Source organism: Chryseobacterium sp. MYb328 (assembly GCF_037572595.1).
GTDB classification, from domain to species: Bacteria; Bacteroidota; Bacteroidia; order Flavobacteriales; family Weeksellaceae; genus Chryseobacterium; species Chryseobacterium pennae.
This window is the reverse complement of the sequence record NZ_JBBGZQ010000014.1, coordinates 116,580-132,733: the sequence shown is the minus strand read 5'-3', so window position 1 is coordinate 132,733 and position 16,154 is coordinate 116,580. Positions and strand designations below refer to the sequence as shown.

The window sequence follows — 16,154 nt, the reverse complement described above, 5'->3', positions numbered from 1 at the left end:
CGATGGTACTGCTAACGCGGGAGAGTAGGCCGCCGCCAGTTTTTATTTTATTTTTAAAAATCCTTTATCGAAAGATAAAGGATTTTTTTTTGCTCTATACTCAGAGAACCCAATCAATAGGGGATAAACAATAAGTATTATCTATGTTTTGGCTTTATCCCGTTTCTATTGAATATTGGTTGTATAAAATAGTAACTTATATAACAATCAACATATTGATATTTTGCTGTTCTTACTTTCGTCTTCTATTGTTATTCCATAAGGATCCTGATAACAATGATATTATTTGTTACACAATCACTCATTACCTATTACTCATCATAATTAAAGCATTGACTCGAGGAGTATGAATGAATAGCGGGATAAAGCTCCTGAAAATAGGGATCATGATAAAATTAATTTCCTTTATAAAGGGGTTTTCCTCAAATAAAATCAATAAGTTTGTATCAGTTTTCCAAAAAGAATTATAATGTCCGGAAACATTCTGATCATTGATGACGAGATCAAGCTCCTTAAGCTATTAGGAATGATCCTTTCCCAAGAGAATTTTAACGTAAAAGAAGCCTCTACAGCACGTTCTGCAATGACGATGCTGGAGCAGTATGATTTTGATGTGGTGTTAAGCGATGTCCGGCTCCCTGATGCTTTTGGGGTAGAACTGGTAAGATCTATTAAGACTAAATATCCACAGCTTGAAATTATCCTGATGACTGCATTCGGAAATATTACCGATGCAGTGCAGGCTATGAAAAATGGTGCCTATGATTATCTGGTAAAAGGAGATGATAATGAGAAGATTATTCCTCTGGTATATAAGGCTCTGGAAAAGGTAAAGGACAATAGAATAAAAACGATTCAGCCAACCGGAGTGTCCAAAGGTTTTGGACAAATCATAGGTATTTCTCCTTTGATTTTGCAGGCTAAGAAACTAGCAGAAAAAGTAGCACTAACAGATGCTGCAGTGCTTTTAACAGGCGAAACAGGAACTGGAAAAGAGGTGTTTGCAAATGCAATCCATGAAGGAAGTGAACGAAAGAAAAATAACTTTGTGGCGATCAATTGCTCTGCTTTTAGCAAGGAAATCTTAGAAAGCGAACTGTTCGGTCATAAACAAGGTTCTTTTACAGGTGCCCTGAAAGATAAAAAAGGACTGCTTGAAGAAGCCCATGGAGGAACCCTATTTCTGGATGAAATGGGTGAAATGCCTATAGAACTTCAGGCAAAGCTGCTTAGGGTCCTGGAAACCGGAGAGTTTATCAAAATGGGGGAAACCAAAGTCTCTAAATCTGATTTCAGGCTGATTGCCGCTACCAATAGAAATCTTGAAGAGGAAATAAGACAGGGAAATTTCAGAGAAGATCTGTATTTCAGACTGAATGTTTTTGAAATTACACTGCCTGCTTTAAGAGAAAGAAAAGAGGATCTGAAAATGCTTGCGAAGAACTTCATCGATATATTTTCACATAAGTTACATTTGTCATCCATTCAGGTAAGCCCGGATTATTACAAAATGCTGGAAAAAAATAACTGGAAAGGAAATATCAGGGAATTAAGGAATGCAGTAGAACGAAGCCTGATTCTGATGAATGATAATATCCTGGACGCAGAAAGTCTTCCACACTATTCAGAAAAGCCTGCTCAGGAAAGTGATTCTTTGAGCATGAGATCTCTTGAAAAAATTCATATCCAAAAAGTTTTGCAATACACAAAAGGTAATAAGGCAGAAGCGGCCAGACTCCTCGAAATTGGAATTGCTACGCTATATCGTAAACTCGAAGAATACGGACTGAAATAAACCTTTTATCATTTTAATAAAGAGCCTATCATTTTGATAGGCTTTTCTGTTTTTATGCAGTTAATCGCATTGATTTAACATGTTGTTTTATAGTATTTTATACTGTTTGTTTAAGGATTGGACTTTCTTTTGGCATATAGTCTCTGAATAAAATATTTAAAAATGACAATTTCAAGAAAAACGTTGAAAAAACGGGAGCATTCCACTTTTAGTTTGCTGATTGTATCGTATGTATTGTTTACTCTCTTAACCTTAATAATAAAGATATGATGCTTATGAGTTTGATCCTGCTGTTTGCAGTATTGTTTTGGCTTTTGTATAAATCAGTTGAATTTTTTGATAGAATATAAAATTATGTGGAGTTTATTTTTCCTTTCAATACTTGCCTTTGTGTATATCTGTTACGTTTTAATGAAACCTGAAAAATTTTAGAGATCATGAATACAGAAATTTTAGGCATCATAGCCATGTTTGCTATCACATTAGTTATCGGAATATTTTTAGGTAAATATATTGCTAATGTCTATGGACACAAAAAAACTTTTCTTGATCCGGTTTTTGAACCCATTGAAAAGTTAATTTATAAAATATCGGGAATTAATCCCAATCGTCAGATGAACTGGAAACAGAACATGTATGCCATGCTGACGATTAACCTGGTTTGGTTTATAATAGGATTTATTCTTCTGATGACTCAGACCTGGTTACCTTTAAACCCAGATGGAAACCCGAATATGTCACCTGATCTGGCTTTTAATACAGCTATTTCATTTTTAGTGAACTGTAATTTACAGCACTATTCGGGAGAAACAGGAGTAAGCTATTTGAGCCAGCTTTATCTTATGTTTTTACAGTTTGTAACAGCTGCAACAGGGATGGCCGCTATGGCTGTTCTTTTTAAAGCTTTTAAAGAAAAAACAACTACAGAACTGGGTAATTTCTATGATTATTTTACCAAGTCAATGATTAGAATTTTACTTCCGATCAGTGTAGTAGTGGCTTTAATTCTTTCGTTTAACGGAAGTCCGATGACTTTCGAAGGAAAGGATCACATTACAACTTTAGAAGGACAGAAAATAGAAGTTTCCAGAGGTCCTGTGGCTGCTTTTGTTGCCATTAAGCATTTGGGAACCAATGGAGGTGGTTTTTTCGGGGCTAATTCTGCCCATCCTCTTGAAAATCCTAATTATACGACGAATATGACAGAGATGGTCACCCAGATGATCATTCCTTTTGCATTGGTCTTTGCCTTAGGGTTCTATCTAAAGAAAAGAAAGTTGTCGTGGGTTATTTTCACTGTCATGACTGTAGGTTTTCTTGCACTTACTGTACCGAATATTGTCAATGAGACAGGAGGCAATCCTCTGATTACAAAAATGGGAGCCGACAGCAGCCTTGGAGCTATGGAAGGAAAGGAAATCCGTTTCGGAAGTGCAGCATCAGGATATTGGAGCATTGCAACTACAGTAATTTCTACCGGTTCGGTAAACTCAATGCATGACAGTACTATGCCTCTTTCAGGGATGAATGAACTTCTTGCGATGATGATCAATTGCTTCTATGGAGGTTGTGGAGTAGGAATTCTGAACTATTTTATTTTCATCATTCTTGCTGTATTTATCAGCGGCTTGATGGTAGGGCGAACTCCTGAATTTATGGGGAAAAAGATTGAGGCTAAAGAAATGAAGATTGCGATGATTGTTGCTCTGTTTCATCCATTTTTAATTCTTGTAGGAACGGCTTTAACGGCTTATCTGCCAGAATTTGGAGCTAAAACATTAAATAATCCTGGATTCCATGGTTTCAGTGAAATGCTGTATGAGTTTACCTCTTCTTCAGCGAATAACGGATCAGGATTTGAAGGGTTGGGAGATAACACCCCATGGTGGAATATTTCAACAGGAATAGTACTGCTTTTATCAAGGTTTATCCCAATCATAGGTCCGGTAGCTATTGCAGGTTTACTGGCTCAGAAGAAATTTATTCCGGAAAGTTCAGGAACATTGAAAACAGATACGGCAACATTTGGCTTTATGACGCTTGCAGTCATTCTGCTTATTGCAGCACTCTCTTTCTTCCCTGCATTAACACTTGGGCCTATTGCAGAACAGATACAGTATTTCTCTAAATAAATTGTGAACATTAAAAATTAAAATCAATATTCAACCATTAAGAAAGCTGAATTGTTTAAGGAACTAGTCTAAAACTTACCGAAACGTTCACTCATAATATTATCCATTTCTAAACCCTAATAATTTGGTTTCTCTTGATGGTTATTATTGATTTATAATGATATAAACTCTTTCAAAAAAATGAAAAATCAATCACAAACATTGTTTCAAAGAGATTTGGTAAACGAAGCGATAAAACAGTCATTCGTAAAGCTGAATCCGAAAATTATGTTTAAAAATCCAGTCATGTTCCTGGTGGAAATCGGAACAGTGGTCATGTTTATCGTAAGCATGTTCAGCTTGGCTGGTGATAAAACCCAGGGAAGTTTCTCTTATAATTTCCTGGTATTCATCATCCTGTTTTTTACAGTATTATTTGCCAATTTTGCTGAAGCCATTGCTGAAGCCAGAGGAAAGGCACAGGCTGATACCCTGAGAAAAACCCGTGAGGAAACTCCTGCTAAACTGGTTATTGAAAATAAACCTGGATTTCAGGTAGAAACGGTCTTAAAAATGTCAGCAGAAATGAAGTTAGGAGATATTTTTCTTTGTGAAGCCGGAGATCAGATTCCGATGGATGGAGAAATTATTGAAGGGTTGGCTACCATTGATGAATCTGCTATTACCGGAGAAAGTGCGCCTGTTATCCGTGAATCAGGGGGGGATAAAAGTTCAGTAACCGGTGGTACAAAAGTATTATCTGATAGAATTAAGGTAAAAGTAACTACTAAACCTGGAGAATCTTTCTTAGATAAAATGATTGCTCTTGTAGAAGGAGCCTCAAGACAAAAAACACCTAACGAAATCGCATTAACCATATTACTAGCCGGGTTTACCCTTACTTTTATTATTGTAACCCTAACCTTAAAGCCTTTTGCAGATTATGCGCAGACTCCAATTACTATTGCGGCATTTATTTCACTTTTCGTTTGTCTCATTCCGACAACAATTGGAGGTCTGCTTTCTGCAATCGGAATTGCAGGAATGGATAGAGCTTTAAGAGCAAATGTTATCACAAAAAGTGGAAAAGCAGTAGAAACAGCAGGCGATATTGATGTTTTATTACTTGATAAGACCGGAACAATTACCATTGGAAACCGTAAAGCCACTCAATTTCATCCGGCCAATGGAATTAAGCTTGAAGACTTTATTAAAGCCTCTGCTTTGAGTTCTGTTGCGGATGAAACACCGGAAGGAAAATCTATTATTGAACTGAGTGCTCTTAAATCTGAAGATTTGTTAGTTCCCAATCCAGTTTACATTGATTTTACTGCTGAAACCAGAACTTCAGGAATTGATTTTGAAGAAACCAGAATCAGAAAAGGAGCTTATGATACGATAAAAAAACTGACTGAAAAAACCGGGAATCTTTTCCCGCAGGAAACCCAGGATGCGGTAACCAAAATTTCTGAAAACGGAGGAACACCTTTAGTAGTATCCGTTAATGAAAAAGTATGGGGAGTTATTGAACTTCAGGATATTATTAAGACGGGGATCCAGGAACGTTTCCAGCGGTTGAGAAAAATGGGAGTGAAAACGGTAATGGTAACCGGAGATAATCCTTTAACGGCAAAGTTTATTGCTGAAAAAGCAGGGGTAGATGATTTTATTGCTGAAGCCAAACCGGAAGATAAGATGAACTACATCAAGAAGGAACAGCAGGAAGGAAAACTGGTAGCGATGATGGGAGACGGAACGAATGATGCTCCGGCACTTGCTCAGGCTGATGTGGGAGTAGCGATGAATAGCGGAACCCAGGCTGCAAAAGAAGCAGGAAACATGGTAGACCTTGATAATGACCCTACCAAACTGATTGAGATCGTAGAGATTGGAAAACAGTTACTGATGACCCGTGGTACTTTGACAACTTTCAGTATTGCCAATGATGTGGCGAAGTATTTTGCCATCATCCCGGCGCTGTTTATCACCTTTATTCCATCGCTTCAGAAATTGAATATCATGAATCTTCATAGTCCGGAAACAGCCATTTTATCAGCGGTTATTTTCAATGCGGTGATTATTCCTTTCCTGATTCCATTAGCATTAAAAGGAGTGGCTTACAAGCCGATTGGTGCCAGTGCATTATTAAGAAGAAATCTTTTGATCTATGGGTTGGGCGGTGTCATTGTACCGTTTATTGGAATCAAGATCATTGACTTACTGATTAGTTTATTCTATTAAAATTAAAAAAATGAAAAATCATATCGTTTCAGCATTCAGATTAACACTTGTAATGCTGGCAGTTGTAGGAATTTATCTGATCGTTGTATATGGCGGATCGAAAGTATTACCTAACCAGGGAAATGCAGAGATCATTAATTACAAAGGACAAAAGTTCTATGCCAATATCGGACAGGAATTTAAATCTGAAAAATATTTCCATGGCCGCCCATCCTCAGTAAACTATAATGCAGCAGGAAGTGGGGGAAGTAATAAAGGCCCAAGCAATGAAGAATATCTGGAAACTGTTCAGAAAAGAATAGACACTCTCAAGCTGCAGAATCCGGAAATGGAAAACACAAAAGTTCCTGTAGAACTCGTTACAGCGAGTGGAAGTGGATTGGATCCTGATATTTCAGAAGAAGGAGCTTTATATCAGGCAAAGAGAATTGCCAATATGAGAAGTCTTTCTGTTGAACAGATCAATAATTTAATTAAAAATCAAACTGAAAAGCCATTTTTAGGACTTTTTGGGCCTTCAAAAATCAATGTTTTAAAGCTTAATATTGCTTTGGACCAATTAAAATAATTTAATAATCTTGAACTAACCCTGTCAAGGTTCAAAACCTTGACAGGGTTGATATCCCCTAAAGTTAACGTGAAAAAATATCTATTTATAGGTGCATTGCTGGGAACATTTTTTTCCAAAGCACAATCGTCAGACTCATTAAAAACAGAGCCTAAAGTAACATTTTCTGCTTATGCAGAACTCTTTTATACCTACGATTTTAATGAACCGGGAGATCACCTCCGCCAGAATTTTTTATATTCATACAATAGACATAATGAGCTAAACCTTAATCTTGGATTGATAAAAGCTAATTATCAGAGTGAAAATGTCCGTGCCAATCTTGCATTAATGGGTGGAACTTATGCACAGGACAATATGGCTGCAGAACAAAATGCTTTACGATATATCAATGAAGCGAATGTAGGAATCAAAATATCCAAAAATAAGAACCTGTGGATTGATGCAGGTATCATGCCCTCCCATATCGGCTGGGAAAGTGCCATAGGAAAAGATAATATCAATCTGACCAGAAGTTTTGCTGCTGAAAATTCGCCTTATTTTGAAACCGGAGCCAAGATTTCCTATACTTCAGACAATGGAAAATGGTTTTTAAGCGGGTTGGTACTGAATGGCTGGCAGCGTATTGCAAAAGTAAAAGGGAACCAAAGTATTTCTTTTGGGCATCAGGTGACCTACAAACCAAATGATAAAGTAACTTTGAATAGCAGTTCATTTATAGGAAATGATAAAGCTAAGGATGAGAAAAGAATGCGTTATTTCCATGATTTGTATGGACGTTTTCAGCTGACAGATCAGTTTTCAGCTTTGTTAGGGTTTGATATCGGAGCAGAGCAGAAGACCAAAGGAAGTGAGCAGTATAATATCTGGTATAGTCCTAACGTACAGGCAAAATATCAGGTTAACAATAAATGGGCGCTGGCTGGAAGACTGGAATATTATAACGATAAAAACGGAGTGATCATCAGTACCGGAACTCCTAACGGTTTTCAAACTTTTGGGTATTCACTGAACGTAGATTATGCGGTATTTAAAAATGTTGTTTTCCGTACTGAAGCGAGAGGATTTACTTCCAAGGATGCCGTTTTTGCGAAAAATGATGATTTCAGAAAAGGGAATTTCTTTGTTACAACAAGTTTAGCAGTGTGGTTTTAATCTAAAACCTGTTTGAAAATTAAAATTCAATAACCACAAAAGTCACAAAAGGTTTTATTTAAAACACTTAAGTAATCTGATAATGTTTTTGATAAAAGTACACATAAGATGAAAATCGAAGATTTTCAATAACTTAAGTGATCTCCTATAAAACAGTTAGTGGTAACTTATAATAACTTAAGTGTTAAAAAATAATGTGTTATAATATTGAGCCTTTGGATTGAAAGTGAAAACTTTTCCTTGAAAAGTGCTAATCGAAGGTTAACAGAATGTTTAAAAAAATAAAACTAAAAAGAATAAAATCAATGTCATCAGCAAAACATTTTTTAGAACTGATCCAGAAATCCCGGAAAGGAAAATTTAAAATCTATATCGGGATGAGTGCAGGCGTTGGGAAGACTTTCCGGATGCTGCAGGAGGCTCATGCACTTTTACGGAATGGCATTGATGTAAAGATCGGTTACATAGAAACCCATGACCGTGAGGAAACCGTAGCTCTGGTGGAAGGAATTCCGGCAATTGAAAGAAAATCAGTCTTTTATAAAGGTAAAAATCTGGAGGAAATGGACCTTCAGGCTATTATCAATGAGCATCCGGAAGTAGTGCTGGTAGATGAGCTGGCCCACACCAATGTGGAAGGTTCTAAAAATAAAAAAAGATGGCAGGATGTGCTGGAAATTCTGGATAACGGAATCAATGTTATCAGTGCCATGAATATTCAGCATATTGAAAGTCTGAATGAGGAAGTTAAAAAAATTACAGGGGTAGAAGTAGCTGAAAGGGTTCCGGATAAAATCTTAGCCTTAGCTGATGAAGTAGTGAATATTGACCTTACCGCAGATGAGTTGCTCACCCGATTGAAAGAAGGGAAAATATATAAAAAAGAGAAAATTCAGACGGCTCTCAGTAATTTTTTCCAGAGTGGACACATTCTTCAGCTTCGTGAACTTTCGCTAAAAGAAGTGGCTACCCATGTAGAAAGAAAAGTAGAGGCAGAAATCAAGACAGAGAATTTTAAACCCATAAAATTCCTGGCCTGTATCAGCAGTAATGAGAAGATTGCTAAAACTATCATTAGAAAAACCGCCAGGCTGGCGAGTTACTACAATAGTCCATGGACGGTTCTCTATATTCAGAAACCTTCTGAAAACCCTGAAAAAATAGCACTGGACAAGCAGCGGTATTTGATTAATAATTTTAATTTAGCACAGGAATTGGGAGCCAAAGTTGTCAGAATCAAGGAAAGCAGTGTTCATAATGGAATCCTTGAGTATGTGATTGCCCATAACATTACAACAGTCTGTATTGGAAAACCTCATGCAAAGCTCTGGCAGCGTCTGTTCGGTTATAGCTGGATCTATACTTTGATGAACAGGCTGAATGAAAGACAGGTAGATATTATTATTTTATCTTAAAAGTAATGAAATTGCAATGATTTGGAAACTCAAACACCGATAAAGATGACGCGATTGCATATGTCTTTTAAAAAACAATAAGTCTTCATATGAAACTTAAAACAAAACTTACCTTAGGCGTTGGCCTTTTATTTTTACTGATTGTTCTGCTTTCAGTAATAGGCTCAGTATATATCAATAAGCTTAAATCTGATACAGAAAAGATTCTTACAGCCAATTACAACAGCCTTGAATTTTCTAAAAATATGCTTTTGGCGCTGGATCATATCAGTACAGACAGTGTAGTGGCCATTGCAGATTTTCAAAAAAATAATAAGCTGCAGGAAAAAAACCTTACAGAATTTGGGGAAAAGGAAGCTACTCAAAATCTTAATCTGCATTTTAAGAGTTATTTAAAAGAACCTACAACCAATAAAGAGAAACTGATCCGTGAAGACCTGGCCAGAATCATGTCTTTGAATATGAAAGGGATTGAACGAAAAAGCGATATCGCCATTATTACAGCTGGAAATGCCACTTTCTGGATTGTTAGCCTGGGAACGGTTTGCTTTCTGATTGCTTTTATTTTACTGTTCAACCTGCCGCAAACCATTGCAGAACCAATCAATCAGCTGACCTTCAGTATCAGACAGATTGCAGATAAAAATTATAATGAAAGAGTACATTTTAAAGGAAGTGAAGAATTTAACAGTCTTGCAGATTCTTTTAACGTGATGGCAGAAAAGCTTCAGGAATACGAAAGCAGTAATCTTTCCAAGCAACTGATGGAGAAGAAAAGGATTGAAACCCTGGTAAATAATATGCATGATGCAGTAATCGGGCTGGATGAAAATCACTTTATCTATATGATTAATGATGAAGCTTTAAAAATTACCAATCTCCGCAAAGAAGATATTATAGGAAAAACGGCCCATGAAGTTGCTGTTAATAATGATTTGATGAGGGAACTGCTTAAAAATATTGATCATCCGGTAAAAGAACCGATTAAGATTGTCCGGGAAAATAAAGAGAATTATTTTGAACAGGATATTGTTCCCATCAATATTGTGAAAACAGGGGAGAAGGAGAAAAAATATATTGGAAAGGTAATTTTACTGCGAAATATTACCCCTTTCAAAGAACTGGATTTTGCCAAAACCAATTTCATTGCAACGATTTCTCATGAGCTGAAAACTCCAATTTCTGCTATAAAAATGGGTGTGCAGCTGCTCGGAAACCAAAAATTCGGAGAGCTGAATGAACAACAGCAGGAATTATTGAAAAGTATTAATGAAGACGGCCAGCGTTTGCTGGATATTACTGGGGAACTCCTTAATCTTTCGCAAGTGGAATCCGGAAATATCCGGTTAACGGTTGAGAAATGTTCACCTAAGGAAATTGTACAGGCTGCCGTGAAAAATGTTGAAAAACTGGCAGAGCAGAAAAATATTTCAATCCAGACAGAATATCAGTTGGAGGATACAGATTCTGTGACGGCTGATTTTGACAAAACCGTTTGGGTGATGAATAATTTCCTGACCAATGCGGTGAAACATTCCTTTCAGGATGAAGAAATTAAGATCTTTGTGGAAAGGGTAGAAGATTTTATCCAGTTTAATATTATTGATACCGGAAGCGGGATTGATGAAAAATATCACCGTCAGATTTTTGACCGCTATTTTCAGGTTCCTGGAGAACACCAGAATGGGACAGGACTTGGACTGGCGATTTCAAAAAATTTCATTGAAAAGCAAAATGGTGATATTGGAGTAAAAAGTTCGCTGAATAATGGAAGTACTTTCTTCTTCAGACTGCCTGTTTCATAAGGATTATTGTTCTATATTTGAACCGGAAAATATTCGATTTATTTTCTGTTAAAATTGTAACCTTTTAATGTTATCAGATTATTTTTCTTATCTTTTTTTAGCAGTTCCCCTTTTTTTTGTGGGCTCAGGAGTTTTCTTCTATTTTCAGAAAAGTAAAATTATTGAAAAGTATAAGCAGGCGGATGGAGTGATGATAAAGAACATCAGCGGAACAATGATTACAGTAAGTAAGGCAGGTTTACAATATAAGAAAAATTTTCAATGGTGTAGTTTTGATATTCTTATGAACCCGAACTCTATGTTTTTGTTTCCCCGAAGTTATTCTGTCCTTCCCTTAAGTTGTATTAATCTAAGATTTAAAATGGATAGAAGCAATACAAAAAATCCAGGGGTTCTGAGAGAGTTTACTATAAATGAAAAATTTGTTGAACTCATTTATTATCCTGATCATATACTCAACGCAAAGCGTACAATTTCTTTGAATAACCTTAGTCAGGCGCAGATTTTGCTTTTTGAGAAAGCTTTGAATAAACAGGCATAAGCTCTGGTACTGTTGGTGCTTTGGAGACTATTGACTGAAGTTTTATATATTTGGCTATTATCAAATAGAGACTAAAACCTATGAAAGAGCATCATTTTTATTCCAGTAAAATAAAAAGTCTGGTATTGCTGATCATTTCGAGTGTTTTTACAATAGGGCTTTCATATCTTAATTTCGGAGATAAAGATCTTTTTATAATAGTGATTCTTTCTTTGGGAATTACTTTTTTTTCATTCGGAATTGTGTATTCAATATTGCTGTTGGTACGAACAGAGCCACTACTGACAGTGACTGATAAGCAGATCATTGTTTATAACGTATTAAGAAAGCCCACATTCATTCGTTTTGACGAAGTGATTTTGTTTTTTATAATAGATATGCGGCATTGTGGAATTAAGACTTCATCCTATATCTGTGTGATTATGAATCAGCCCAAAAAAAATCCTAATGTCCTAGACAAGGTGTCTACCACAGTATTTCCCCAGCTAAAAGGCATCCGGTACAGTATTCAGACCGATATTTTAAATGTGAAAGCAAATGTTTTGCTGGAGCTTTTGAATAGTAGAATCAGACCTTATAGCTTGCTGGATATGGAAAACAAATTTTAAACAAAGATTATTATTTTATATTTGTGAGCAAATTAACAGAATGAAAAAAATTGTAAGTTTATTAGCTATATTATTCTGTATAACCCTTTCTGCTCAAACTTTTACTTTAGAACAATTTGCCGCATTCAACAAATTGGGAATGGCTGATTTTAAAAAAGAAATGAAAAGTCTTAATTATAAATTTTATGACAAAACAGAAGGCCTAGGATTTGTGTTGGCTGAATATGAATCAGCTGATTACCAATCTAAAATTGGAAAGTTTGAATACGAGGACAAATCTGAGGACAGGATTGAGTTTGAATTTAAAAGTAAAAAAGAATACGAACAGTATCTCAAAATTATAAAAGAAGCAGGATATAAAGAAACCGGAAAAGGGAAAATCATTACCAGAGAACCTTATGTTGATTATTATAATAAGAAAGAACATATAAGGTTGATCTTGCCGAAAGCAGGTGAAACAAATCCATACACAATCATTGTTTTCAAATAATATATGAATGCATTAGAATTATCTGTAGAACATCTTTATGAAACTTTCTCCGTTTATCCTCTTGTAGAAAAGATAAACGGATGCCCATGCTGTGTTTCTGAAACAGACAAAGAAAAACTTCATATTATGCCTTTGAGAGATTTAGAAGAAAATGATCTTTCAAGGTATGCGTTTAAAGCTTTGACAACCTGGGGTAATATTGAAGATTTTAAACATTTTCTTCCCAGACTATTTGATATTTGTGCTAGAGGAAGCTCTAAGGTTGATACAGACTTACTTTTACGTAAATTAGAATATGGAAACTTTAAAATGTGGCCGGAAGATGAAAGAGCAGCCGTTGAAGCTTTTATTTGGCAATGGTGGCAGTATCGCATTGCAACCCAATCTTATTTTGATCATGAAACCTTCACCGGTATTTATAAGATAAGCGGAGATCTTGATAAGATACTTGAGTGTTGGAATACAAATATCCGGGAAAACGGGTTTAAAATTCTTGTTGATTGTATTGATAATTATTATTCTGATCTGATTTACGATGGTAAAATTTTTAAGGATTTCAAAAGTGAAGATATTAAAAAAATCAACTCCTGGATTGTGAAAAATAAAACCAATCTAGAAGAAGGCTTTTTTTATTTTGAAAATAAAGATGTAGAATTTGCAGAGACTGTTTCAAATGTATTATTTACTGTCGAAAAGAACTGTGAAAACCTTAAATAGAGATCATAAATAGGAGTTTCCATTCCCTTAATAATTTTTATTTTGTATGAATTATGGATTAGACATTACTAAAATATAAAAGGCTGCAGAAATTATTTGCAGCCTTTTATTATAGAGTAGTTTTTATAAGTTTAATCTTTAATGAATTTCTGAACAGAAACTTTATCTTTTAAGAATAGCTTAATCAGATAATTTCCTTTAGACAGATCCGAAACATTTACAGAATTTCCTTTCGTTCCTATAGAATTAATTATTCTTCCTGCCAGGTCGTAGATTTCCACTTTGCTTACTTCATTTGGAGATCTGATATATAGGATGTCTTTTACTGGGTTAGGATAAATACTCATTCCATTTTTATCATTTTGGATCTCCGAAGTAGCCAGTGTACCTGCAATAGTTGTTGTATAGGTATTGGTAACAATAGGAGCATTGTAATCAAAATAGATTTTAGCTGTATTGCTGAAAGAATCTCCAGTATTCAAGGTGGATTTTGTCTTTATTTTAAAGGCAACATATCCATCATTATGATCATTATCAAATGGAAGTTGAATGTTTTCAAAAATAAATTCCAAAATATTCGGGGATTTGATTTCTGTTATAAAATTATGGCTTCCATTGAGTGCAACTACAGAAGACAGATCAAATTTTGATGCATCAATTTCATCCATTACTACAATATTTCTGGCATTGGCTGTTCCGGTATTTTCAAATCGGATTAAGTAATGAACATAATCTCCAACCTGAGTTTTTGCAATAGAAGTTCCTTCAAGACAGGTTTTATCGTTTGGATCAAAAGAATTTCCAACGGTTTGGTTTAGGGTGAAATTGTTGTCAGTTGGTGTTTCATCTGTTGCTCCGTTGATTTGTGCTGTATAATGCAGAATATCACCAATATTGAGAGGTGGGTTCTGTGTTGGAGTGTTTAATTTTACAGTAACTGTGATTTCCTCTGTTTGAAAAGGAAGAAGATTGGTGAAATTCCAGTTGAATACTCCCATAGACTGAGATGCAGGCGCTGTTGTAGCAGTCTGGTAAGTCATTCGGCTATGATCAAAATTAAAAGCTATATTTCCGGATTGTGTTCCTGTTCCCTTGTTTTTATAAATGATTTTATATTGAGCATCAAATCCTGAAATGGCTGCCTGTATAGGAATAATAACAACTTCCAGATCATTATGTGTACCATTGGGCGTTAAACAAAAGTTCTGCGTATAAGGACTTGGCTGTGTTGGAAAATTGGTAGTGAATGAAGGTGGCGTAATGTTAAAATAAGAAGGATTTTCCAACATCGGGGTGATCGTGTTAGTTCCGTATATCAGTGGGAAAGAATAAGATCCGAACGCATCTGAAATGGCCATGTTTTGCCCTAAAATATTGAATTTTTGAAAAGGTTTTATCATGTCATTAATGTCGCATCCATTTGTGTTCATGTCATATCTTGTTTTACCCTGAAGGACAAAATAAGAAGAACCTCCTGGTGTGAAAGAACAATAAGAATTTGCAACAGTATTGGGTTGATTATAGGATGCTAATTGCGATATTATATAGTTAGTTTCTATAGGGTCAGTGCATACATATTGCAGTTGTGGTGTATTTGAAAAGCCAATGCCAAGATAATTATGCTTTCCGTTTTTAAGATTTAAAGTCTGTAAATTAAGATTATTATCAAGCTCAGCAATATCCAGAATAGCCTGCTTTGATAAATCAATATTCGTAAGCGAATTATTCAATACGTGAATACCTTTTAAGCCTCTTGCCTGATCAAATGCAATATGAGTTATATGGTTATTATTGGCATACAAATACCCTAAAATTGGATTATTATTAAGTGTTAATGTAGTAAGCTGATTATTGTAAATATAAAGCATTCCAATCAGAGGACTTGAGCTAAAGTCCAAACTTGTGATTTGGTTATCATGAGCAAGAAACATTCCCAATCCGGTATAAGGAGTTACATCAAAAGTCTGGAAAAGATTGAAACCTATATTTAAATAGTTTACTAAAGAAGGATTAGGAATTGAAAGACTGCTTAGTTTATTACGAGCTAATTCTAGCCTTTTCAAAGCTGTATCTCCAGCAAAATTAATACTTGTTAGAAATTGGTTTTGATTAACATTTACTTCTTCCAGCGTGGGAAGATTACTTAAATTTAAAGAAGTCATTGTTGAAAACCCCAATGATAATTTTTTAAGATTAGGAAGTCCAGAAATATTAAACCCATTAATGTTGGAAACAGAAATTTCTTGTACCGAAGTATTCTGAATATTTATAACGTTTCCCCAGCTACCAAGTTGAGCAATATTTAGAGCATTGCAGTTTTCAATCGTTACGTTACCTACTCCTCCGCCTGAAAAAATTAATTTTTGAAGCTTGGTATAATTACTGAAAACCAGATTAGAGGATATATCAGGATTTGTTAGTTTTAGTTCAGTTAAATTTGGAAATTCAGTAAGTCCTGATAAACTTGTAATAGCATTTGAAACATCAGATAGATTTATTTTATAAACCAGCGAAGCTTCCGATAGTTGAATCTGTCCATCATTATTTGTATCCAGAGTAATAAAGTTTCCGTTAGAATCACTTGTTGCTCCGTAAGTAAACAATTTTGTTTTCAAATAGGTGTCAACATTCAACGTCTGAGCCTGAAACAGTGCAAACAGAATCATCGAAATGATTAAATAGATTTTTTTCATGGTTTAGTTTAGTTC

The 16,154-nt window shown here is 35.3% G+C and carries 13 protein-coding genes; 11 read left to right on the top strand and 2 right to left on the bottom strand.

Annotated elements, in window-relative coordinates:
* The first annotated feature begins 469 nt into the window (after positions 1 to 469).
* From WH267_RS14920 to WH267_RS14875, 10 genes are all read left to right on the top strand, one after another.
* The gene (locus WH267_RS14920; RefSeq protein WP_340009326.1) at positions 470 to 1,795 is read left to right on the top strand and encodes a sigma-54-dependent transcriptional regulator; all 1,326 of its coding nucleotides are present in this window, start codon (positions 470 to 472) and stop codon (positions 1,793 to 1,795) included.
* Between the two features lie 437 nt (positions 1,796 to 2,232).
* Positions 2,233 to 3,927, top strand: coding sequence for a potassium-transporting ATPase subunit KdpA (kdpA, locus tag WH267_RS14915; RefSeq protein WP_340009324.1), 1,695 nt, complete (start codon positions 2,233 to 2,235; stop codon positions 3,925 to 3,927).
* Positions 3,928 to 4,107: 180 nt separating this feature from the next.
* Positions 4,108 to 6,147 (top strand): potassium-transporting ATPase subunit KdpB, encoded by a 2,040-nt coding sequence (gene kdpB / locus WH267_RS14910; protein ID WP_340009322.1) that lies wholly within the window; start codon positions 4,108 to 4,110, stop codon positions 6,145 to 6,147.
* Positions 6,148 to 6,157: 10 nt separating this feature from the next.
* Positions 6,158 to 6,715: a potassium-transporting ATPase subunit KdpC gene (gene kdpC / locus WH267_RS14905; protein WP_123321169.1), complete on the top strand. Its 558-nt coding sequence runs from the start codon at positions 6,158 to 6,160 to the stop codon at positions 6,713 to 6,715.
* Between the two features lie 69 nt (positions 6,716 to 6,784).
* Positions 6,785 to 7,870 (top strand): porin, encoded by a 1,086-nt coding sequence (locus WH267_RS14900; RefSeq protein WP_340009319.1) that lies wholly within the window; start codon positions 6,785 to 6,787, stop codon positions 7,868 to 7,870.
* Between the two features lie 305 nt (positions 7,871 to 8,175).
* Positions 8,176 to 9,285: a sensor protein KdpD gene (locus WH267_RS14895; RefSeq protein WP_123321285.1), complete on the top strand. Its 1,110-nt coding sequence runs from the start codon at positions 8,176 to 8,178 to the stop codon at positions 9,283 to 9,285.
* An 89-nt stretch (positions 9,286 to 9,374) separates the two neighbouring features.
* Positions 9,375 to 11,090: an ATP-binding protein gene (locus WH267_RS14890; RefSeq protein ID WP_340009317.1), complete on the top strand. Its 1,716-nt coding sequence runs from the start codon at positions 9,375 to 9,377 to the stop codon at positions 11,088 to 11,090.
* A 67-nt stretch (positions 11,091 to 11,157) separates the two neighbouring features.
* Positions 11,158 to 11,631, top strand: coding sequence for a hypothetical protein (locus tag WH267_RS14885; RefSeq protein ID WP_340009315.1), 474 nt, complete (start codon positions 11,158 to 11,160; stop codon positions 11,629 to 11,631).
* 80 nt (positions 11,632 to 11,711) lie between these two features.
* Positions 11,712 to 12,239, top strand: coding sequence for an STM3941 family protein (locus WH267_RS14880; protein ID WP_340009313.1), 528 nt, complete (start codon positions 11,712 to 11,714; stop codon positions 12,237 to 12,239).
* 40 nt (positions 12,240 to 12,279) lie between these two features.
* Entirely contained in the window at positions 12,280 to 12,729 is a 450-nt protein-coding gene (locus tag WH267_RS14875) for a hypothetical protein (RefSeq protein ID WP_115970949.1), read from the top strand.
* On the opposite strand, the gene WH267_RS25190 is transcribed toward WH267_RS14875, so the two are convergent.
* Positions 12,722 to 12,817: a hypothetical protein gene (locus WH267_RS25190; protein ID WP_115970948.1), complete on the bottom strand. Its 96-nt coding sequence runs from the start codon at positions 12,815 to 12,817 to the stop codon at positions 12,722 to 12,724. The genes WH267_RS14875 and WH267_RS25190 overlap by 8 nt on opposite strands.
* 38 nt (positions 12,818 to 12,855) lie before the next feature.
* On the opposite strand from WH267_RS25190, the gene WH267_RS14870 reads away from it, so the two are divergent.
* Positions 12,856 to 13,446 (top strand): hypothetical protein, encoded by a 591-nt coding sequence (locus WH267_RS14870; protein ID WP_115970947.1) that lies wholly within the window; start codon positions 12,856 to 12,858, stop codon positions 13,444 to 13,446.
* A gap of 131 nt (positions 13,447 to 13,577) precedes the next feature.
* On the opposite strand, the gene WH267_RS14865 is transcribed toward WH267_RS14870, so the two are convergent.
* Complete coding sequence (locus WH267_RS14865; RefSeq protein WP_340009310.1) at positions 13,578 to 16,139, bottom strand: DUF7619 domain-containing protein; 2,562 nt, start codon at positions 16,137 to 16,139, stop codon at positions 13,578 to 13,580.
* Positions 16,140 to 16,154 lie beyond the last annotated feature (15 nt).

Bases quoted from the DNA above. Each gene is read 5' to 3' on its own strand.
- WH267_RS14865 (WP_340009310.1), bottom strand. From the start codon at position 16,139: ATGAAAAAAATCTATTTAATCATTTCGATGATTCTGTTTGCACTGTTT.
- WH267_RS14885 (WP_340009315.1), top strand. From the start codon at position 11,158: ATGTTATCAGATTATTTTTCTTATCTTTTTTTAGCAGTTCCCCTTTTT.
- WH267_RS14890 (WP_340009317.1), top strand. From the start codon at position 9,375: ATGAAACTTAAAACAAAACTTACCTTAGGCGTTGGCCTTTTATTTTTA.
- WH267_RS14870 (WP_115970947.1), top strand. From the start codon at position 12,856: ATGCCTTTGAGAGATTTAGAAGAAAATGATCTTTCAAGGTATGCGTTT.
- WH267_RS14875 (WP_115970949.1), top strand. From the start codon at position 12,280: ATGAAAAAAATTGTAAGTTTATTAGCTATATTATTCTGTATAACCCTT.
- kdpB (WP_340009322.1), top strand. From the start codon at position 4,108: ATGAAAAATCAATCACAAACATTGTTTCAAAGAGATTTGGTAAACGAA.
- kdpC (WP_123321169.1), top strand. From the start codon at position 6,158: ATGAAAAATCATATCGTTTCAGCATTCAGATTAACACTTGTAATGCTG.
- WH267_RS14920 (WP_340009326.1), top strand. From the start codon at position 470: ATGTCCGGAAACATTCTGATCATTGATGACGAGATCAAGCTCCTTAAG.
- WH267_RS14895 (WP_123321285.1), top strand. From the start codon at position 8,176: ATGTCATCAGCAAAACATTTTTTAGAACTGATCCAGAAATCCCGGAAA.
- kdpA (WP_340009324.1), top strand. From the start codon at position 2,233: ATGAATACAGAAATTTTAGGCATCATAGCCATGTTTGCTATCACATTA.
- WH267_RS25190 (WP_115970948.1), bottom strand. From the start codon at position 12,817: ATGGGCATCCGTTTATCTTTTCTACAAGAGGATAAACGGAGAAAGTTT.
- WH267_RS14880 (WP_340009313.1), top strand. From the start codon at position 11,712: ATGAAAGAGCATCATTTTTATTCCAGTAAAATAAAAAGTCTGGTATTG.